Annotated in this window: 19 protein-coding genes and 1 pseudogene; 11 read left to right on the top strand and 9 right to left on the bottom strand. The window is 67.6% G+C overall.

All coding sequences use genetic code 11. The features are described 5' to 3' along the window. Nucleotides 1-39: 39 nt before the first annotated feature. Nucleotides 40-1,101, top strand: coding sequence for an EAL domain-containing protein (locus K4G53_RS06190; RefSeq protein ID WP_260323299.1), 1,062 nt, complete (start codon nt 40-42; stop codon nt 1,099-1,101). A 44-nt stretch (nt 1,102-1,145) separates the two neighbouring features. Here the strand turns inward: K4G53_RS06190 and K4G53_RS06185 are convergent, their stop codons facing one another. Further along, nucleotides 1,146-1,382 (bottom strand): DUF6480 family protein, encoded by a 237-nt coding sequence (locus K4G53_RS06185; RefSeq protein ID WP_221384598.1) that lies wholly within the window; start codon nt 1,380-1,382, stop codon nt 1,146-1,148. A gap of 135 nt (nt 1,383-1,517) precedes the next feature. On the opposite strand from K4G53_RS06185, the gene K4G53_RS06180 reads away from it, so the two are divergent. Next, nucleotides 1,518-1,955 (top strand): hypothetical protein, encoded by a 438-nt coding sequence (locus K4G53_RS06180; protein ID WP_221384597.1) that lies wholly within the window; start codon nt 1,518-1,520, stop codon nt 1,953-1,955. A 50-nt stretch (nt 1,956-2,005) separates the two neighbouring features. Here the strand turns inward: K4G53_RS06180 and K4G53_RS06175 are convergent, their stop codons facing one another. The 4 genes from K4G53_RS06175 to K4G53_RS06160 all read right to left on the bottom strand — a co-directional run bounded on the left by K4G53_RS06175 (nt 2,006) and on the right by K4G53_RS06160 (nt 4,968). Continuing rightward, a complete protein-coding gene (locus tag K4G53_RS06175) occupies nt 2,006-2,818 on the bottom strand; it encodes a glycerophosphodiester phosphodiesterase (RefSeq protein ID WP_221384596.1) in 813 nt (270 codons plus the stop codon). A 41-nt stretch (nt 2,819-2,859) separates the two neighbouring features. Then, complete coding sequence (locus tag K4G53_RS06170; protein WP_221384595.1) at nt 2,860-3,123, bottom strand: hypothetical protein; 264 nt, start codon at nt 3,121-3,123, stop codon at nt 2,860-2,862. Between the two features lie 91 nt (nt 3,124-3,214). Then, nucleotides 3,215-4,033, bottom strand: a complete 819-nt coding sequence (locus K4G53_RS06165) for an HAD family hydrolase (RefSeq protein ID WP_221384594.1) — start codon at nt 4,031-4,033, stop codon at nt 3,215-3,217. Nucleotides 4,034-4,116: 83 nt separating this feature from the next. Continuing rightward, entirely contained in the window at nt 4,117-4,968 is an 852-nt protein-coding gene (locus tag K4G53_RS06160) for a hypothetical protein (protein WP_221384593.1), read from the bottom strand. Between the two features lie 160 nt (nt 4,969-5,128). On the opposite strand from K4G53_RS06160, the gene K4G53_RS06155 reads away from it, so the two are divergent. Both K4G53_RS06155 and K4G53_RS06150 read left to right on the top strand, forming a co-directional pair. Next, entirely contained in the window at nt 5,129-5,560 is a 432-nt protein-coding gene (locus K4G53_RS06155; protein WP_221384592.1) for a LexA family transcriptional regulator, read from the top strand. Between the two features lie 27 nt (nt 5,561-5,587). Next, nucleotides 5,588-6,868, top strand: a complete 1,281-nt coding sequence (locus K4G53_RS06150; protein WP_221384784.1) for a Y-family DNA polymerase — start codon at nt 5,588-5,590, stop codon at nt 6,866-6,868. A gap of 74 nt (nt 6,869-6,942) precedes the next feature. Here the strand turns inward: K4G53_RS06150 and K4G53_RS06145 are convergent, their stop codons facing one another. Beyond that, on the bottom strand, nt 6,943-7,089 hold the full coding sequence (locus K4G53_RS06145) for a lmo0937 family membrane protein (RefSeq protein ID WP_221384591.1): 147 nt from the start codon (nt 7,087-7,089) through the stop codon (nt 6,943-6,945). Between the two features lie 276 nt (nt 7,090-7,365). Here K4G53_RS06145 and K4G53_RS06140 point away from each other — a divergent pair, with 276 nt between their 5' ends. After that, a complete protein-coding gene (locus K4G53_RS06140; protein ID WP_221384590.1) occupies nt 7,366-8,553 on the top strand; it encodes an ABC transporter substrate-binding protein in 1,188 nt (395 codons plus the stop codon). Between the two features lie 71 nt (nt 8,554-8,624). Here K4G53_RS06140 and K4G53_RS06135 read toward each other — a convergent pair whose 3' ends face one another. Further along, entirely contained in the window at nt 8,625-9,569 is a 945-nt protein-coding gene (locus K4G53_RS06135; protein ID WP_374226148.1) for a carbohydrate kinase, read from the bottom strand. Between the two features lie 42 nt (nt 9,570-9,611). Then, nucleotides 9,612-10,397, bottom strand: coding sequence for an alpha/beta hydrolase (locus K4G53_RS06130; protein WP_221384588.1), 786 nt, complete (start codon nt 10,395-10,397; stop codon nt 9,612-9,614). A gap of 145 nt (nt 10,398-10,542) precedes the next feature. On the opposite strand from K4G53_RS06130, the gene K4G53_RS06125 reads away from it, so the two are divergent. The 4 genes and pseudogenes from K4G53_RS06125 (at nt 10,543) to K4G53_RS06110 (ending at nt 13,287) form a co-directional block, all read left to right on the top strand. After that, nucleotides 10,543-11,202, top strand: coding sequence for a cyclodeaminase/cyclohydrolase family protein (locus K4G53_RS06125; protein ID WP_221384587.1), 660 nt, complete (start codon nt 10,543-10,545; stop codon nt 11,200-11,202). A 119-nt stretch (nt 11,203-11,321) separates the two neighbouring features. Further along, on the top strand, nt 11,322-12,203 hold the full coding sequence (locus K4G53_RS06120) for a hypothetical protein (RefSeq protein WP_221384586.1): 882 nt from the start codon (nt 11,322-11,324) through the stop codon (nt 12,201-12,203). Between the two features lie 93 nt (nt 12,204-12,296). Continuing rightward, nucleotides 12,297-12,497 (top strand): hypothetical protein, encoded by a 201-nt coding sequence (locus tag K4G53_RS06115; RefSeq protein ID WP_221384585.1) that lies wholly within the window; start codon nt 12,297-12,299, stop codon nt 12,495-12,497. A gap of 50 nt (nt 12,498-12,547) precedes the next feature. Continuing rightward, nucleotides 12,548-13,287 (top strand): annotated as a pseudogene (locus tag K4G53_RS06110) (SDR family NAD(P)-dependent oxidoreductase). A gap of 5 nt (nt 13,288-13,292) precedes the next feature. On the opposite strand, the gene K4G53_RS06105 reads toward K4G53_RS06110, so the two are convergent. Continuing rightward, nucleotides 13,293-14,861, bottom strand: coding sequence for a glycoside hydrolase family 32 protein (locus K4G53_RS06105; RefSeq protein WP_221384584.1), 1,569 nt, complete (start codon nt 14,859-14,861; stop codon nt 13,293-13,295). Nucleotides 14,862-15,140: 279 nt separating this feature from the next. On the opposite strand from K4G53_RS06105, the gene K4G53_RS06100 reads away from it, so the two are divergent. Together K4G53_RS06100 and K4G53_RS06095 are read left to right on the top strand one after the other, a co-directional pair. Then, nucleotides 15,141-16,592 carry a family 43 glycosylhydrolase gene (locus tag K4G53_RS06100; RefSeq protein WP_221384583.1) on the top strand — a complete coding sequence of 484 codons (1,452 nt, stop codon included), beginning with the start codon at nt 15,141-15,143 and terminating at the stop codon, nt 16,590-16,592. Nucleotides 16,593-16,656: 64 nt separating this feature from the next. Beyond that, nucleotides 16,657-17,991 carry an ABC transporter substrate-binding protein gene (locus tag K4G53_RS06095; RefSeq protein ID WP_221384582.1) on the top strand — a complete coding sequence of 445 codons (1,335 nt, stop codon included), beginning with the start codon at nt 16,657-16,659 and terminating at the stop codon, nt 17,989-17,991. Nucleotides 17,992-18,071 lie beyond the last annotated feature (80 nt).

Here is an 18,071-nt window from a genome sequence, read left to right as displayed (position 1 = left end):
GCCATAGGGTCATTACTTCGTCAACTGGGGGCGTAGCTAATGTCGGTTCGAGTACAGGCGTGGGGAATTATTGCCGCCGTGTTGGCGGATACGGATCCCGCGGGAGCCGCTGTCCGGCAGCGCCTGAGCAACAGCCTCGATGAGAATCCCGGCGTGCCTGAACGGGCACTGCTGGAGTACCTCCTGGAGTCCCGCCGCAGCGACGCCGATGCCGCGGGGACACCGGAGACCGCCCGGGACATGCGCCTGTCGACCCCCGCCCTGCCGCCGCAGGTCGCGGAGCAGCTTGATGCCATCCGCAGCATGTCCCGCATCAGCGCCCTGCTGGAGAACCAGATGCTGATGACCGCCTTCCAGCCCATTTACGGCCTGGAAGGAAAAGGTGTGGTGGGGGCAGAAGCCCTTTCGCGTTTCGTCAGTGACGACGGCGCTGCCGCCGAGTTGTGGTTTGCCGAGGCAAATGCGGTGGGCCTGGGCGCCAACCTGGAATTCTCGGCTTTGGGGTCGGCCGCCGCCGCCGCGCGCAACCTGCCCGGGGACCTGTACGTGTCCCTCAACATTTCCCCGACGTCCTGCCTGGACCCACGGCTTCCCGAGTTATTCGACCATATCGAACTCCCCATTAGCCGGGTGGTCCTCGAATTGACCGAGGACATTCCCGAAGAGGAGTACCTGCAGTTCATCTCCGCCATTAATCCGCTGCGCGAGCGGGGGCTGCGGATCGCCGTGGACGACACCCACACCGGAGCGGGCGCGCTCAGCCGGATGCTCCACCTGCGGCCCGACTTCCTCAAGGTGGGCCGCAACGTCATCAGCGACGTCGACACCGATGGACTGCAGCACGCACTGGCTGCCTGCCTGGTCGACTTCACGGACCAGATCGGCATCACGCTCGTCGCCGAAGGCATCGAAACCGTGGGCGAACTCCGGGTCCTCACGGAACTGGGTGTCAGCGCCGGGCAGGGCTACCTCCTGGGCCGCCCCTCGGTGCGGCCCGAGGACTGGGCAAACTGGAACAGCAAGCTGGACCTGGACGGGCTCAAGCGGCACCTTCCCGGCCCCGATGAGTCGAGGACCGTCCGGCAGGGCAACGAATCCTGACGTAACGCAGGCGGGAGCGGCAAGCCCCCGCCCGCGGTGGCGACCTATTCGGAGTGGCCCTGGTCCCGGCTCATCTGGTCCTCCGCCGGCGGCGTCTCCCCTGGGGGCACTCCCCCGCCCGGTTCCAGGCCCGTGATGTTGCCTTCGGCCGGATCGGGGTTGGGCGAGCCGCCCGCTTCCGTGCTGCGCTGCCGCTCGAGGTCGGGCTGGGCGGCGCCGACGTCGTCCCTGCCTGGCCGGTCAGGGTTCGCCGGATCATTTTCCGGATGGTAAGTGCTCACAGTGCTTCCGTCCTTCCTCTCCGGCTGCGGTCCAGTGCCCCAGCTCTGGACTAATTGTAAGCATGCTGATAATTCTGGAGGAGTAGGCCGTGCGCCGCTGGGGCGACGGCCGGTGATCTCGGAAGGAGCAGTCACATGGGAATCGGCGACAGCATCGGCAAGGCAGCAGAGAACGCCATGGAGGATCTGGCCGGGACATCCAAGCCCGCGGAGAAACTGGACGTTCCCGATCCGGCGGACCCCAATGACGACGTCGAAGTCCACTCGTCCCTGAGCGAGGGCTCGAACGCCATGGAGGCGGAGAAGCAGAAGGCGCCCGGCCTGAAGGCGGGCGCGGCACCCGGTCCGGTGTCGAGCAGCCCCCTGGGCGGTGACGCTGATGAAACAGGCACAGACGCAGGGAACGACGACGGCGCCCTGGCCGGAGAGGCCACCGCACCTGTCGGCGGGGCCGGGTCGGCCGGAGGCAGCGTCGCGGGGTCGGGCGGACTTCCGGAGAGCAACCCGGATGAGCTGCGGGCCGATCCCTCCGAGGGCGACCAGGACCCGTCAACCAGCACGGGACGCGGGTAGGCCTGCCGCGGCGCAGAACCGGCCAGGTTGGGGATTAGCAAGGAGCGGATTCAGGCGGATGGCCGGCCGGGCCACTCGCCCCGCTGCATGAGCACTTCACGGAGCAGGTCCGCCCGGTCCGTGACGATGCCGTCCACGCCCAGGTGCAGCAGGCGGTGCATCTCTTGGGCGTCGTTGATCGTCCAGACGTGCACCACCAGCTCCAGGGCATGCGCCCGCCGGATGAACCCCGGGGTTACCACGGGGATGCGCCCGTAGCGCACGGGCACCTGCAGGGCGTGGACGTCCCGGAGGACCCGTCGCATCAGCGGCCGGAACAGCGGGCCGGGAAGCAGCGGCCCCAGAACCGTGAACAGGGCGTTGGAGGCCACCCCCGCGGATGATGCCACCGGCTGGCTGAGGAGTTTCAGCACCGCCCGCCGCCGCCGGTCCGAAAAGCTGGCGACGAGCACCCGGTGGTGCACCTGGTGCCGCTCGATGGCGGCGGCGGTGCTGCGGACCGAGCCCCAGTCCTTGACGTCGAGGTTCAACCGGGCGTCGGGGAGTTCCGTGACCAGCTCGTCGAACGTCGGAATGGGCTCGCGGCCGTTGATCCTGGCCCGCGCCACGTCCGCGGCCGCCAGCTCCGCGACCCTGCCGCGGCCGTCCGTGACGCGGTCCAGCGTCTCGTCGTGGAAAAGCAGCAGCACGCCGTCGGCCGTTGTGTGCACGTCGGTTTCCAGGTACCGGAAGCCCAGGCCGGCACCGGCGCGGAACGCCGCCATGGAATTTTCCAGCCCATCCGTGGAAAACCCGCGGTGGGCCATGGCGATCGGAAGCCGCCGGCCGTCGTCGTCCGGATGCTGGAAGAAGGGCAGGGTCACACTGCGAGCGTACCCCGCACCTGTGACGCCGGCAGCAGCAATCAGTCCCGGCAGCCGGTCTCTCCGCAGGGAACGATGTCCACACCGTCGGCGCAGTGCAGCAGGGTGCGGCCGCGGCCGCCGTCGAGGTGGACCCAGACCGCCGTGTGGTCCGCGGTGATGGTGTCCACGGTGCCGCCTGCCTCAAAGCCCGGAGAGAGCAGGACGCGGACCCGGTCGCCCTGGCGCAGCTGCTTCCAGTGCGGGGCGGGCGTTTCTTTGCGCAGCGGGGCGTCCGCCGCCTGGTGCCTTGCATTCCTTGCCATCGGTAACCCCCTATGAGCCGCAGGAGAGGTGCCTGCTCCGCTGCACGCTACGGGGCGAAGGTAAACGCCAGGTGAGCGCCAGCTGGAAGAATCAGGAAAACTGGACCCCGAGGGCGGCGAGCCGGGCCTCGAGAACCTGGGCTACGCCGTCGTCGTCAAAGTGCGGCGCCTGCCGGTCCGCCGCCCGGATGGCGTCCGGATGGCCGCTGGCCATTGCGTAGCCGTGACCGGCCCAGCGGAGCATTTCAATGTCGTTGGGCATGTCGCCGAAAGCCACCACGTCCGCGGCGTCGATGCCCAGGCCGGCTGCATACTGCGCCAGCGTCACGGCCTTGTTGACCCCGGGCAGGGACAGTTCCAGCATGGCGACGCCGGGCGAGGAGTGGGTGGCGGCGGCCAGGTGCTCGACGGCGGGACCCACCTCGGCGAGGAATTCGTCCGGCGTGCCGTCGCGGACGATCGCGAGGAATTTCACCACGGAATCGTCGTTGGCCAGGGTTTCCGCCAGCGGGGCCGGGGTGAATTCGGCCAGCAACTCGCTGGACTCGTTCTCGATGAAGCCGGGTTCGAGATGGAAGCCGGTGAGCGTCTCGGCGGCGAACAGCGCGGCGGGGCGGAGCTTCTTGATGATGCGGCGGGTCTCCAGGACGGCGTCGAGGGCGAGGGTGCGGGCGGAGACCAGGCGGTCCGCTTCCAGGTCCCAGACCACTGCACCGTTGGAACAGATCACGCGGCCCGTGTGGCCCAGCTGCTCCTCGAGCGGGTGCAGCCACCGCGGCGGCCGGCCGGTGACGAAGACGAGTTCGACGCCGGCGTCCCGGCAGGCGTGGAAGGCGCGGACGGTGCGGGGGCTGATTTTTCCGTCATGCCCGAGGATCGTTCCGTCGATATCGCTTGCAACCAGCCGCATCCTGCAAGTCTACGTGGGGTTCAGCCGCCGTCGCGCTTTCCAACGAAGCACCGTGGACGAGGGCCGGACGGGGCGGTCCGGGGTCAGGGAAGCATGGCGGCTGTTTCCACGGAGAGGAGCCGGCTGTAGTTCAGGCACATGCTCAGGCTCTCGTTCGAGGCCACGCGGGAGCCCCCGACCGATACGCGGCTTCCCGCGGAGAGCGGCGGGCCGGCGGGCATGACCAGTGTTTCGCCGTCGAACCGGGTTCCTTCGGGGAAGATCAGCGTGTAGTCGTCACCGCCCTCCGCCTGAAGGACAACGCAGCCGGCGCCGTCGTTGCCCAAGGTTCCACTGAGCCGGGCTGGCACACGCGGGGCTGACCACTGTCCCGAATGGACGATGGCCTTCTGGCCGCCGCTTTGGAGCAGCGTGGCGGGCACCTGCTGCCGTGCCGGAACCAGCCTGAACGCGTACCTGCCCTCCGCGCCCTCGCCGGGACTCATGATGAACTCCACCCCCTGGGCGGCGAGCGCCACCTGGGTCTTGAAGACGTGCCCATCGCAGGGAACCTGCACCGGGGCGAGGACCTCGGCCCCGGCGTCGCTGGCGAGCGACAGTTGGGTGTCCGCGGGCCCGTCGCAGGTGAAGTGCACGTCATAGCTGCCCGGCTGTGCGGCAAAACCGAAGCTGACGGTGGTGTTGGAGCTGGTGGAACCGGCGAACTGGCCGGGCACAGCGGGTTGTAGCTGTTGTGCGGACCAGCTCCGCATCTCTTCCAACTCCAATTCCCGCGGATCCGCGCCGGGCGCCTTGGAGTTTCCCGTGACGGGCGGCGGGGCCGTGCCGCCCTCCGTCCGGGGCGTGCCCACGCCCTCAGGCGGGCCGCTGTACCCGCACCCGGTCAAGGCACTGAGCAGCACTGCCGGAACCAACCAGGACTTAACGAACCGCATCCGCTTTCCCCCAAAGCTGAAGTGGTCCCAGCCTAGCCCTTGGATGCCCCATCCGCCTCGGCGTGCCCGTATCCAATTCGTGGCTGGCCCGGGGGTCCCCGTTGTCAGCGCACGGAGCTACACTGAACTTATCGAACATATTTTCGAATAAAGGTGTGTTGTGGGCGTTATTATCGGTCCCCGCGTGATAGATGCGGGCGCCTCGTTGTTCTCGGTGCTGATCTCCCCGGTGGCTGTCGCGGCAGGGTTTCCCTCCCCCGCACAGGACTACTTCGACGGCCGGATCGACCTGAACGCGCACCTCATCAAGGACATCACCAGCACCTACGTGGTGAGGGTGACCGGAAGTTCCATGGAAGGCGCCGGAATCAGCGACGGTGATGAGCTGATCGTGAACCGGGCACTGGAACCCAAGGACGGCTCGGTGGTGGTGGCGGTCCTCGACGGCGAGCTGACGGTCAAGCGCCTGCGGATCACGCCCACCGGCGTCATCCTGCAGGCGGAGAACCCGAAGTATCCGGACATCCGGGTCGCCGCACTGTCCGAGCTGACCATCTGGGGCGTCGCCACCAGGTGCCTGCACCATGTGTGAGTGCCGGTAATGGCCAGGCCTGCCATCATGCGGCAGATGCCGCAGATCGCCCATGTGGACGTCAACTGCTTCTACGCCTCCGCGGAGCGTGCGTTCGATCCGTCCCTGGAGGGCCGGCCACTGGTGGTGCTGTCCAACAACGATGGCTGCGCCGTGACCCGGTCCCCGGAGGCCAAAGCGCTTGGCATTGCCACGGGCGAGCCCTGGTTCAAGCTCGCGCCGCGGGCCAAGGAGTGGGGGCTGGTGGCCAGGTCCAGCAATTACGAGCTGTACGGCGACATCAGTGCGCGGGTGATGGAGCTGCTGGGCAGGTACTCTGCGTGGCTGGAGGTTTACAGCATCGATGAGGCGTTCCTGGGCGTCAAAGGTGAACCGGACCAGCTGCTGGCCCTGGGGCACAGGATGAAGGATGCCGTCCGCCGCAGCGTGGGGGTGCCGGTCTGCGTGGGGATCGCCCCCACCAAGACCCTCGCCAAGCTCTGCAATAAATGGGCCAAGAACAATGCCGCGTTCGGCGGCGTCTGCCTCTGGGACTGCGTCCCGCCTGAGGCGCGGGACGGGCTGATGGCCCGGCTGCCCGTGGCCGAGATCTGGGGCATCGCCGGCCGGCTGTCCAACCGCCTGAACGGCATAGGCATCTTCACCGTGCTGGACCTTGTCCGCGCCGACCCGGTAGCGATCAGGGACAAGTTCTCGGTGGTGCTGATGCGCACAGTCCTGGAACTGCGCGGCACTGCCTGCATTCCCATGGAGGAGGAACGCATCGGCCGTGACCAGCTGATCTTCTCCCGCTCCTTCGCCACACCGGTGACCACCGCCGCAGGCCTGCGCGAGGTGCTCAGCATCTATGGGCAGCAGGCCAGCGCCAGGCTCTCGAAGCACGGACTCCAGGCAAAAGTCCTGACCGCGTACGCTGCCACGTCGCCGTTCAGGAACCACGAACAGGCTTATCCGTCCGTGTGCGTTTCCCTGCCAATGCCCACCGCAGACCCGCTTCTGCTGACCAAGGCCGCCCATGCGCTGTTGCCGAGCATCCGGGACGGGCTCAAGTACGCCAAGGCGGGCCTGATGCTCACCGACCTGCGGCCCACCGGCAACCAGCCGCCGCTGGAGCCGTTCGAGAACCCGCATGAAGAGCGCCGCATCGGACCGCTGCTCGAGGACGTGAGCCGCCGCTTTGGGCGCGGCTCAATCGGGCTGGGCCATGCAGGCATCAGGTGCGGCCTGGACTGGACCATGAAACGGGACATGTGCTCGCCGCGGTACACCACGCGCTGGGACGAACTGCCCTTGGTGAAGGCCGCCTGAAGCGTGAAGGCGGCCTGAAACGATGGCATCCCCGCCGCCGGCGCACGGGCCAGCGGCGGGGACGCTGTCCACGCCTAGACGCGGGACCTTCCCCGAAGGAAGTGGAAGATCAGGACGACCACCGCGACGACCAGAAGGATGTGGATCAGGCCGCCGCCGATGTTCGCGAGCAGTCCGAGAAGCCAGAGAACGGCGATGATAATAGCGATCCAAAGCAGCATGAGCGTCTCCTTGATTAGTTTTCGAAAGCCCCCATGCCGCGTACGTACCCATCGACACGCCGAACAAATCACGGCCGGGCCCCGCTGGCGGCTTCCATCTGGGATGAGAGGCAGCTTGCCGCTCCCGGACGGAGACGCCGCGGGACGTTTTTTGACACTCTGCGACGCCGCGTTGAGCGTTCGCGTCGTCCGGTGAACGCCTGCTACACGGGTGATTGTGGGCCCACTGGGTGCTCCGTAATCTCGTCTCAGCATCCGCCCCAGCAAAGGAATTCCGTGAGCAATCCGCAGGACAACAGTCCCCAAAACCAGCAAGGTTCAACCCGCATCGTGGCCGGGCAGTCCAACAAACCCAAGCGTCCCCTGGGCCAGAAGATCGGCATTGCCGCCGTCCTCCTTGCCCTCGTAGGGGGCGGGGCAGCCATCGCTGCCAGCGTGAACAGTGGCGGCACTCCCGCTGCCGCCACCGTCGAGGACACCGCACCCTCCGGCAACCCGGCAGCCGAACTGAAGCTTGGCTACTTCGGCAACGTCACCCATGCCCCGGCCCTCGTAGGAGTCAGCAAGGGCTTCATTGCGGACGAGCTTGGTGACACCAAGCTGACTACCCAGGTATTCAACGCCGGTCCCGCCGCCATCGAGGCCCTGAACGCCGGCGCCATCGACGCCACCTACATCGGCCCCAACCCGGCCATCAACTCGTTCGTCAAGAGCCGCGGCGAGTCGGTCAACATCATTGCAGGCGCTGCTGCCGGCGGCGCCCAGCTGGTGGTCAAGCCGGACATCAATTCCGCGGCCGACCTCAAGGGCAGGACCCTGGCCTCCCCGCAGCTTGGCGGCACGCAGGACGTAGCGCTCCGCGCCTGGCTCACCGCGCAGGGATACAAGACCAACGTGGACGGCAGCGGCGACGTGGCCATCAACCCCACCGAGAACGCCCAGACCCTCAAGCTGTTCCAAGACGGAAAGCTCGACGGCGCGTGGTTGCCTGAACCATGGGCCTCCCGCCTGGTGCTGACCGCCGGCGCCAAGGTGCTGGTGGACGAGAAGGATCTGTGGGACGGTTCGCTGTCCGGAAAGCCCGGCGAGTTCCCCACCACCATCCTGATCGTGAACCAGAAGTTCGCTGCCGACCACCCGGACACCGTCAAGGCACTGCTGAAGGGCCACGTGAAATCGGTTGAGTGGCTGAACAATGCCGCCGACGGCGAGAAGGCCACCGTTATCAACGCAGCACTGAAGGAAGCTGCCGGTGCCGAACTGAAGGCTGACGTGATCGCCCGGTCGCTGAAGAACATCGTGTTCACCGTGGACCCGCTGGCCGGGACCTACCAAAAGCTCCTGGCCGACGGCGTAACTGCCGGCACCACCAAGCAGGCCGACATCAGCGGCATTTTCGACCTCCGCGCCCTCAACAGCGTCTCGAGTGGGAAGACTTCTGCCGCTGGGCTCGGCAAGGAGTAAACCACCATCCGCTGCTCCGCAGAGGCCCTTTGAACGGTCAGAACGGCATCTGCGGAGCAGTCGTTTGTCCCCTAGCCCTCTTCGGCCACCACCCCGTGCAGCTCGGCGCGCGTGGGCGGGTTGGCGCCCGGCCTGGACACCGTGACCGCCGCCGCGCGGGCAGCATGCTCCAGGAGCTCGGCCAGGGCCTCGACGGGGAGTTCCCGGAGGTCCTGCCGGTTCTGCGCCCCGTCCAGTTCGCGGTCCACCAGGCCGGACAGCAGCGCCGCCATGAACGAGTCGCCCGCGCCTACCGTGTCGGCCACCTCCACTGTGGGCGCGGGTACGGAGGCTTCACCGGCCCGGCAGGCGCCCCACGGGCCGTCCGCGCCGCGGGTGACCACCACCAGCGCCGGCCCTTCCTCACCGCCCATGGTCAGCCATTTGCGTGCCGAATCCAGCACGTCCTGTCCGGGGTAGAGCCAGGCGAGGTCCTCGTCGGAGGCCTTGACCACGTCGGAGAGCGCCACGAACTTCTCGGCTTGCCGCCGCGCATAATCCACGTCCGTGATGATGCTGGGCCGGCAGTTGGGGTCGAAGCTGATGGTGGCGGACGGGTGGGCGTATTCGACGGCGGCCAGCACCTCGGTGGCGCCGGGCGCCAGCATCGTGGCGATGGAGCCGGTGTGCAGCAGGGTGGTGCCCTGCAGCATGAAGCCGATCCGGTCCGTGAGGCCGGGAAGTTCCCAGGCGAGGTCGAAGGTGTAGGTGGCGGCGCCGTCGTCGTCAATCAGTGCGGTGGCCACGCTCGTGGGCAGTTCGTCCGGCGGAACCGGCAGCATCACGGAACTGGACCGCAGGTGCGCGGCAACGGCGTCCCCATAGGCGTCGCGACCGTAGCGGCCGATGAACTGCACGGGGTGGTCAAGCCGGGCCAGGCCCACCGCGACGTTGAGCGGGCTGCCGCCCACATGGGCCTCGATCCCGGAGGCGCGCTGGACAACGTCGACAAGGCCTTCGCCAATTACTGTGAGCATGGTCATACTCTGCCAGAAACAGGCCCGCGCCAGCAGTTCGTGTCAGCGCAGCAGCCGTCCCACCAGCTCCCGGCACGTCACATACGCCTCGGCGGTGATGTCGATCAGGGAGAAATGGTCGCCCGGAACCAGGACCAGCTCCGCCGGCATGCCACCTGCGCGGCTGGCGTCCACGTACGTGGTGGACATGCTGGGCGGCACGTCCTCGTCGTCCTCGGCATGGACGGCGTAGACCGGAACGTCCAGCGGCAGCGCGGCCATGGGGTCGGCGCAGCGGTACCGTTCGGGGAATTCCGACGACGGGCCGCCCAGCAAGTTGGCCACCGCGCCATTGCTGAGGTTCAGGCGTTCGGCCTCGGCCAGGTTAAGGACGCCGGACTGGCTCACCACCCCGGTGGGGCGGACGCCGTGGTCAAGGTCCTGGAGCTCCCCGGCCAGCTCACCCCACCGGCCCCGCCCTGCCGCCCAGACCGCCAGGTGCCCGCCGGCAGAGTGCCCCAGCGCCACCACCTTGCCCAGGTCCAGCGCGTGCGGTTCCGCGAGCGCGGCGAGCTTATCGATGCCCGCGAGGATATCCCGGAACGTGGCCGGCCAGCCCCCGCCGTTGCCCGCCCGGCGGTACTCCAGGTTCCAGGCAGCCATGCCGTGTTCCGCCAGGTCTCCCGCCAGCGGCTCGCCCAGCTCTGCACCGTACGTGGAGCGCCAATAGCCGCCGTGGATCACCACCACGACGCCGTGGTGCGTGGCTCCTGCTGGAACGTCCGGCAGGAACAGTTCGCCCCACTGGCTGGAATCGGGGCCGTAGTCATAGCGGTGGCGTTGCGTCACACTGGCCCACTTTATCGGCCGGACCGGCGAAGATGCCCCGGACTTTCGGGGTCAGGGCGCCGAAAACTGGGCCAGTTTGCGCGGGACGTAGCCTTCTTGTCCGTCCGGCGTTTAGCTGGGGGCATGTGTGGGCACGCTTCCTCTTATGGATAAGCCTGAAGTGACCACCCAGGATTCGACGGTTGAGGAATGGACGCGCGCGCTGGCGGAGTCCACGGGTTCGCCCGGCGGCGGGGCAGGCACGGGCCTGATGCTGGCGGTGGCGGCGTCACTGACCTCGATGGTCGCCGGCTACAGCGAAGACAGCGGCAGGGACGACGGCGGGGAGGCTGGCCGCATTAGGGACCGCGCCCGGGCGCTGCGCGGGGAAGCCCTGCGACTGGCTGATGACGATGCGTCCGCCTCCAAAGCGTTCGGGGCGGCGTTCCGCCTTGAGCCGGGGCCGGAGCGGGATGAAGCCATCCGCAACGCCTCCCTGGAAGCCGCCGCCTCCTCCGCGGTCCTGGGCGAACGCGCCATCGAGGCCATTGACGACCTCGCCTGGCTCGCAACCAACGGCAACCGTGCGCTGGTTGCAGACGTCGTCGTCGCCTTCGGCGCCCTCCGTGCCGCGGTGGCAGGTGCACGCACCAATGTCAGCTTCGACCTCGGGTCGCTCCGCTCGGCCGGAACCAGCCTGGAGCAGGTCCGGGAGCAGCAGCCGGAGCTGTGGGCCGCCGTCGAAAAACTCAACGCAGCCACGGACCGCATCGACACCCTGGCCGCAGACATCGACCACCGCGCTGCCCCGACGGGCGCCGCCTGACCTGTGCCGGGCACTGGGGGGCCACGTTCCCTGTTAGTCCAGCCGCTTGGACTCTGCCTCTGACCTGCGCCTATGGTGGATAGCACTGATTGCACCTAAGCCTGGGGGAGGCGTACTAAGTGAAGTCAAAACTCAGCGCTTGGGCCTTCCTTCGCCCCCTGCTGATCGCCGTGGCTGCCGCTGCGTCGTGGGTGGCCCTGTCCGCCACGGGCGCGTGGGCCGACTCATCCACCTCCGGCGACCCACTCCTGGAAGCTGCCGGATCCACGTGGAGCTCAGTCAGCAGCACCGCCACCCATCAGGCCAGGGACGTCCTGGAACCGGCGGCAGCAGGACCGGGCACCGGCGTGGCCGACCAGCTGGTGCAGACTGTTCCGGTGGCCAACACCGCCGTGCCGGCAGGAACGGTGGCGGCAGTGGTGGACCCCTCCGTGGACACCGTTGACACCGTTGACGGCATGGTCGGCGGGACACTGGGGACCGTTGTTCCCCTTGCCGGCGCCATCCTCCAACCCCTTCAGCCAGTCCTTGACCCGGTCATCAGCGCAGCGCCCCTGCCCGCGGTCACCCCGGCAGCTCCCCCGGCGGCGGCGCCTGCCCTTCCTGCCGCCATCCCGCTGCCTGGTGATGGCGCGCCTTCCCGCGCTGCGGAACCGCAGCAGGCGAATGTCGGCCCTGAAATCGTCGCCCCTTCCCCCAGCCACCGCATGCCCAACACCGGCTTTGCCTGTGACCCGCGGCTGAGGCCTGTAGCTGCAACGGCCCTGGCCCCAGGGGCGGGCCCGGGCGACGCCCCGTCCCGCACGCCGTCGGACCCGTCGCCTGCCGTGCCCGGTGCCGCTGGCGGAAGCAACTCATCCGGTGGCAATGACCCGGCGGCGCCTGCCTGGATTTGCCCGCATCGATTCCCTGCTGCAGTGGCTGGCACCGCCGCCGCCCAAGGCCGTTTGCTCGCTCCCCCCGCACCGGTGTCCTTCGACCCCGGTTCTTCTCCTGACTAGTTGAGGCCCTTCCCCGCGTCCCTTGAGCGCGGGATACGAGCCGATTCCCGGGCTGCACAGGCGCCCAAACCAACTTTTCAGGAGAACTCTCCCATGATGCATCGCAACATCCGTACGTGCCTGCTTGGTACCTCTTTCGCAGGCGGCCTCTTGGTTTTGGGTGGTGTCGCCGCCAACGCAGCTGACAGCGGGCCGGGAAGCGCCGGCATCGATACCGGGAAGCTGGTAGTGGGCCTGTTGTTCCTGGCCTTCGGGGTACTGCTGACGCTGTTCCTTCGCCGGAAACGGCCTTGAGCCGGTCCTGGAGTAGCGTGGGGTCACATCCACGAACAGGAGGGCTGGGCATGGCACGGGTCTTCATCACCGGATCCACCGACGGCCTGGGCCGGGCGGCCGCGGCGTCGCTCCTTCGGGAGGGCCACGAGGTGATCGTGCACGCGCGGTCTTCCCGGCGGATCCCCGCCGTGCAGCACCTCTGGACCAGGGTGCGCAGTGCCTCATCGGGGACCTCGCGGTGCCGGAGGAGGTCCGTCAGATCGCAAACGAGGCCAACGGGATCGGCGGTATCGACGCGGTCATCCACAACGCGGGAATCCTGGCCGGCCCGGCCCTGCTGCCGGTCAACGTCGTCGCCCCGTACCTGCTGACCGCCCTCATCCCCGGGCCGCGCCGGCTCATCTACCTGAGCAGCGGCATGCACCGCGGCGGGGACACCGGCCTGGACGGTCTGGACTGGTCAGGACGGACGACGACGGCCTCCTACTCCACCACGAAGCTGCACGTCACTGCACTGTCGACAGCGGTGGCCCGGCTGGTGCCGCACGTCGCCAGCAACGCCGTCGACCCCGGCTGGGTGCCCACGAGGATGGGCGGCCGATCGGCACCGGACAGCCTGGAACTGGGCCACCGCACGCAGGAATGGCTGGCCACCAGCGACGACCCGGCCGCGCTGGCCAGCGGCGGCTACTGGTACCACCAGCACCGGCAAAAGCCGCACCCGGCAGCCACCGACCCCAGGTTCCAGGATGCGCTGCTGGCGCAGCTCGCGGAGCACACAGGCGTGACGCTGGACGGGCTGGGCTAGCGGGGTCAGGCGACAGTCGCCGCGAATTCCCTGATAGTGATCCCGGAAAACGTTGCCGGCCCGCCGTCGGTGTAGAAGGAGATCCCCGAATCGCCGTCGGCAAAATGCACCTGCTGTGAAAGCACCGTATGCCCGGCGTTGACGAACACTTCCACACTTTGCATGTCCACGAAGATGCGCAGGTGGACCGACCGGGCAGCCGCGTCGATGGGGGCCGCAGCCCGGGTATACGGCACCAGCGAGTACCCGGCCAGGTCCGAGGGTGCCCGGTCGACATACAGTTCGGCCCCGTACTTGCCGATGTTTGTGTGGCGTGTGCCGTCTGTGGAACGGCCCACGGAGACCCCAACGTTCGCCGCGGAGTCCCAGGAGATGTCCAGCTCCAGCTCGTAGGCGCGCCCGTTCCACGGCAGGACGGCGCTTCCATCCACCGTCCGGTCAGGGAGCACCGTGGTGGAGGTGGCATAGCCGGCGAGCGCGGCAACCGGGCTGCTCAGCAGGCTGTACCAGCCGCCGGGCTGGCGTTCCAGCCGCAGCTCCCGAACGATGGAGTTCTGCCCGTTGTACCCGTCGGTGGCGTCGGTGGGCACGTCCCGGGCAGCGTATTTCCAGTTGTTCATCCACGCCACCGCATAGCGCTTCGTGTCCGGCGCCTCCAGCGCGGGCCACGTCACCGCCGCGTACCAGTCCCAGCCCCAGTCCAGCCACTGCGGATTGTCCACCTCGTCGGCCAGGAACTGCCCGCCGTCCCACCTCCCCGTCCAGTAGGCGTAGGTCATGGGCAGGCCAATGCTGTAGGCATCCATGCTGGCGCCAAGCACCCAGTGCCGTGTCCCGTCGCCGGCTGTCATCTCAAAGAGGTCGGGGCACTCGATCCCGCCCAGCGCGTGGTTCGGATAATCGAAATTGCGCTGCAACTGCCAGTCCCTCAGGTTGGCAGACGTATAGAAGGCGGCATACCGGGCACATCCGATGACGCACACCCACTCGTTGCGGGCCGCATCCCAATGGATCTTCGGGTCGCGGAACCACTCCGCGTTGTCGATCTCCGCCTGCGTGGTGGCAGCCCGCCCGTCAGTGTTGGGAATTACCGGATCCGGCAGGGCGGTGAAGGTGTATCCGCCGTCGGTTGACCAGTAAAGATACTGCTCCTGGTACTTGCGGATGCCGTCCGTGGGCTGGGTGGCAAGCACGACGATGGCACCGGCGCCGAAGCCGGCGGTGTTCGCGGCGTCCACCACTGCCGACCCGGACCAGACGGGGAAGTCCGGCTGCAGCGGCAACGCGGCGCCCTGGTGGGCATACCCGACGCCGTCCACAGTGGTGGCATGGTCCCAGCCGCCGGGTCCGTTGTTTTGCGCCGAATGGAGGTAGTACAGGTGGTACGCCCCGCCGGTGAACACCGGGCGCTGGGGGTCGCACAGCCAACCCGACGGCGGCGTCATATGGAAGTGCGCGCGCAGGGACCCCTGGGCGCGGGCGGGAGCAGCAGGCAAGGCATCGGCCAGGAACAGTGCAAGGGCTCCTGCTCCTGTGCCCTGCAGGACGTGGCGGCGTGACATGGCATGGGTCATCGTTGACTTCCTCTCACGGGGACGGCGGCAGTGCCGTGGCGCTCGATGGCGGCTCGGGACCCCTTGGCCGACAAGGGATCGCGCACATGATTAAGCGCTTTAGCAGGAGAGGCTAACGCGCCGGCGGCGGAGCGGTCAAGGGTTTGGGTAGAAGCAGTACACGTAGGATGCCCGACGCGGGCGGCCCCTGAAACTATTTTGCTAAAACGCTTGATCAGCGCGCTTTTCCGCGCTAACTTCATGGTGATCAAACGCTTTAGCAGAAGGACATCACCGCCGATGAGCTATCCAGTCTTCTTCCAGCCCGCCGATGCCTGGGTTGGCGACCTTATCCCCTTCCAGAAAGACGGGGAGTTCCAGCTCTTTTACCTCCACGAGGTCCGCGGCGAGCCCAAACCGGGCACCGCGTGGAACCTGGTCACCACCAAGGACCTCATCCAGTTCCAGGACCATGGCGTGGCCCTTCCCCACGGGACAACGGAGGATCCGGACTTCAACTGCTACACCGGCAGCATCGTTGCCGACCACTCCGGCGTCCACCATCTCTTCTACACCGGCCAAAACCCCGCCAGACTGGGTGCGGATGGCCTGCCGCTGCAGTTGGTCATGCACGCCACCAGCACCGACGGCACGCGCACCTGGACCAAACACCCGGAACTCACCTTCGGCGCCCCGGACGGATACGAGTCAGCGGACTGGCGGGACCCCTTCGTCTTCCGCGACGAGGAGGCCGGCCTGTGGCGCATGCTCCTGGCCGCCCGGCACTCGGAAGGTCCGGAAAGGCGCCGCGGCGTGATCGCGCAATGCGTCTCCACCGATCTCATGGCATGGACGCACACGGAGCCCTTCTGGGATCCCCGCCGCTACATCACCCATGAATGCCCGGATGTCTTCCAGTGGGGTGGCTGGTGGTACATGGTCTATTCCGAATTCTCCGAAACCTTCACCACCCGGTACCGCATGGCCAAGAGTCCCACGGGCCCCTGGACGGTCCCCGCCCTGGACAGCATCGACGGGCGCGCCTTCTACGCCTCAAAGACCGCGGAGCGGGACGGCCGCCGGTTCTTCTTCGGCTGGATTGCCAGCAAGGAAGGGAATTCCGACGACGGCGCCTGGCAGTGGGCGGGCACCATGGCTGTTTTGGAGGCGCTGCAGAACGCCGACGGTACGTTGGCGTTTGGCTTTGCGGACGAGCTGGTGGACAGCTTCTGGGACGGGGTGCCCCTGCTGCTGGACGGCCAGCCCCTCTCCGAAAGCCTGCCCCTCCGGCTGGACGTCCCGGACGGGTACACGGCCGTCGTCCCGGACGACGACATGCCCACGCAGTTCTACGCCCGGGCTGTGCTGGACATCGAGCCCGGCACCACCGAATGCGGGATGCTGCTGCGCGCCACCCCGGACGGTGACCACTCCTACATCGTCCGGCTCGAACCGAAGCGTGGCCGCATGGTCTTCGACCGCTGGCCCCGCGCCGTCACCGGTGACGCCCAGTGGCATGTCTCCGGAGACGTCCCGTTCGCCGTCGAGCTCGAACGCCCCTGCCACCTGCCTCCGGGCCCCCACACGCTGGAAGTGGTGGTCGACGGGGACCTGTGCGTCGCCGTCGTGGACCGCCAGGTGGCCCTCAGCACCCGGATCTATGACCTTCCCACCGGCGGAATAGGCGTCTTCGCCGGCGAAGGCTCAGTCACTGTCACCGATTTCGAAGTACGCAAGCGCACCGACAACTGAATAACTCCTTTCCGTTCCACCCGACCCATCCAACGATCCGCTCCAATCAAGGGAGATTGCCGCTATGAAAAACCTGTTCCGCGCTGCCGCCGTCGCAGCTGTTGCCGCCCTTGCCCTCACCGGCTGCGGGGGCGGAGGCTCCACCAGCTCCTCCAACGTGGCCCCCACCGGCGAGATCAAGCCCCGGGAGATCTCCTGGCTGCTGTCGCGGCCCGCCGACGGCGCCGTCATCAACATCATGAAGAAGTTGGCCGACGACTACGCCAAGGACCACCCGGGCTTCGCGCTGAACCTGATCACCACCCCGGACCGGCCCTCCTACATCCAGAAGCTCGAGACCCTTGCCGCCGCCAACAAGCTGCCGGAACTGTTCGACACGGACGCAACGCCGTTCGCGCAGCAGCTGGCCAAGCAGGGCAAGATGCTCGACGCCGAAAAGCTCCTGAAGACGCTGGGAATCTACGACAAATACCGCCCCGGCGCCCTGGACTACCAGCGCTTCGACGACGGTTCGCTGTACATGGTGCCGTTCCAGTACGAGCTGGAATACATCTGGTACAACAAGGCCCTGTTCGCCAAGGCCGGCGTGTCAGTCCCGAAGTCGCTCGACGACATCCCGGCCATGTGCACCGCACTCCGTGGCGCCGGCATCACCCCCATCGCCATCGACGGCCAGGACCAGTGGCCGCTGGAGAGGTACGTCGCCTACCAGCCCTTCCGGGCGGCCGGCCCGGAGTTTGTGCAGAAACTGAAGAAGGGCGAAGCCAAGTTCGCGGACGCCGCGGGCCAGAAAACCGTCAACTGGATGGCGGAACTGGGCAAGGCCAAGTGCTTCCAGGACGGCTTCTCCGCCCAGGGCTACTCCGACGCGCAGAACCAGTTCACGTCCGGACAGGCGGCCATGTACAACATCGGCACGTGGGAGCTGTCCAGCCTGGCCACCGACAAGCTGAACCCCGCCGTCCGCAACGACGTCGACTTCTTCACCCTGCCCACCACCGCCGGATCGGTGACGGCGGCGAACGAGTTTGTCTCGCCGTCGGGCATCGGCATGGCCGTGAACGCCAAGACCTACGACCCGCTGGTGAGCGACTTCCTGAAGTTCGCCCTGGAGAAGTACCCCGCTGAATACGCGGCTACCGGCGCCCTTTCCCCCACCACCGACGTCGAGACTACCGTCCCGGCCAATGCCACCCCGCTGTACCGGAAGGCCCTGGACCAGGCCAAGGACCTCGGCTCCAAGCAGGCCATGCCGTGGGACACCCAGCTGGATCCGACCACCAACACCCGGCTGCAGCAGGAGCTCGTCCTCCTGGTGCAGGGCGAGATCACGCCCCAGCAGTTCACCGAAACGATGGACAACACCATCGCCCAGAACGCCCCGAAGTTCTTCAAGTAACCAGCAACCACCGCTAACCAGCAACCACCGCGGCGGGGGATCCCAGCGCTCCCCCGCCCGAAAGGCCCCGCCATGCAACC

This window comes from Arthrobacter sp. MAHUQ-56 (assembly GCF_019710585.1).
Taxonomy (GTDB): domain Bacteria; phylum Actinomycetota; class Actinomycetes; order Actinomycetales; family Micrococcaceae; genus Arthrobacter.
The sequence above is the reverse complement of the archived record's forward strand: the minus strand, read 5'-3'. Positions and strand labels throughout refer to the sequence as shown.

Coding starts and splice junctions, on each gene's coding strand:
- K4G53_RS06190 (WP_260323299.1), top strand. CDS start 40: ATGTCGGTTCGAGTACAGGCGTGGGGAATTATTGCCGCCGTGTTGGCG.
- K4G53_RS06180 (WP_221384597.1), top strand. CDS start 1,518: ATGGGAATCGGCGACAGCATCGGCAAGGCAGCAGAGAACGCCATGGAG.
- K4G53_RS06170 (WP_221384595.1), bottom strand. CDS start 3,123: ATGGCAAGGAATGCAAGGCACCAGGCGGCGGACGCCCCGCTGCGCAAA.
- K4G53_RS06165 (WP_221384594.1), bottom strand. CDS start 4,033: ATGCGGCTGGTTGCAAGCGATATCGACGGAACGATCCTCGGGCATGAC.
- K4G53_RS06160 (WP_221384593.1), bottom strand. CDS start 4,968: ATGCGGTTCGTTAAGTCCTGGTTGGTTCCGGCAGTGCTGCTCAGTGCC.
- K4G53_RS06150 (WP_221384784.1), top strand. CDS start 5,588: ATGCGGCAGATGCCGCAGATCGCCCATGTGGACGTCAACTGCTTCTAC.
- K4G53_RS06145 (WP_221384591.1), bottom strand. CDS start 7,089: ATGCTGCTTTGGATCGCTATTATCATCGCCGTTCTCTGGCTTCTCGGA.
- K4G53_RS06135 (WP_374226148.1), bottom strand. CDS start 9,569: ATGCTCACAGTAATTGGCGAAGGCCTTGTCGACGTTGTCCAGCGCGCC.
- K4G53_RS06125 (WP_221384587.1), top strand. CDS start 10,543: ATGGATAAGCCTGAAGTGACCACCCAGGATTCGACGGTTGAGGAATGG.
- K4G53_RS06115 (WP_221384585.1), top strand. CDS start 12,297: ATGATGCATCGCAACATCCGTACGTGCCTGCTTGGTACCTCTTTCGCA.
- K4G53_RS06105 (WP_221384584.1), bottom strand. CDS start 14,861: ATGACCCATGCCATGTCACGCCGCCACGTCCTGCAGGGCACAGGAGCA.
- K4G53_RS06100 (WP_221384583.1), top strand. CDS start 15,141: ATGAGCTATCCAGTCTTCTTCCAGCCCGCCGATGCCTGGGTTGGCGAC.
- K4G53_RS06095 (WP_221384582.1), top strand. CDS start 16,657: ATGAAAAACCTGTTCCGCGCTGCCGCCGTCGCAGCTGTTGCCGCCCTT.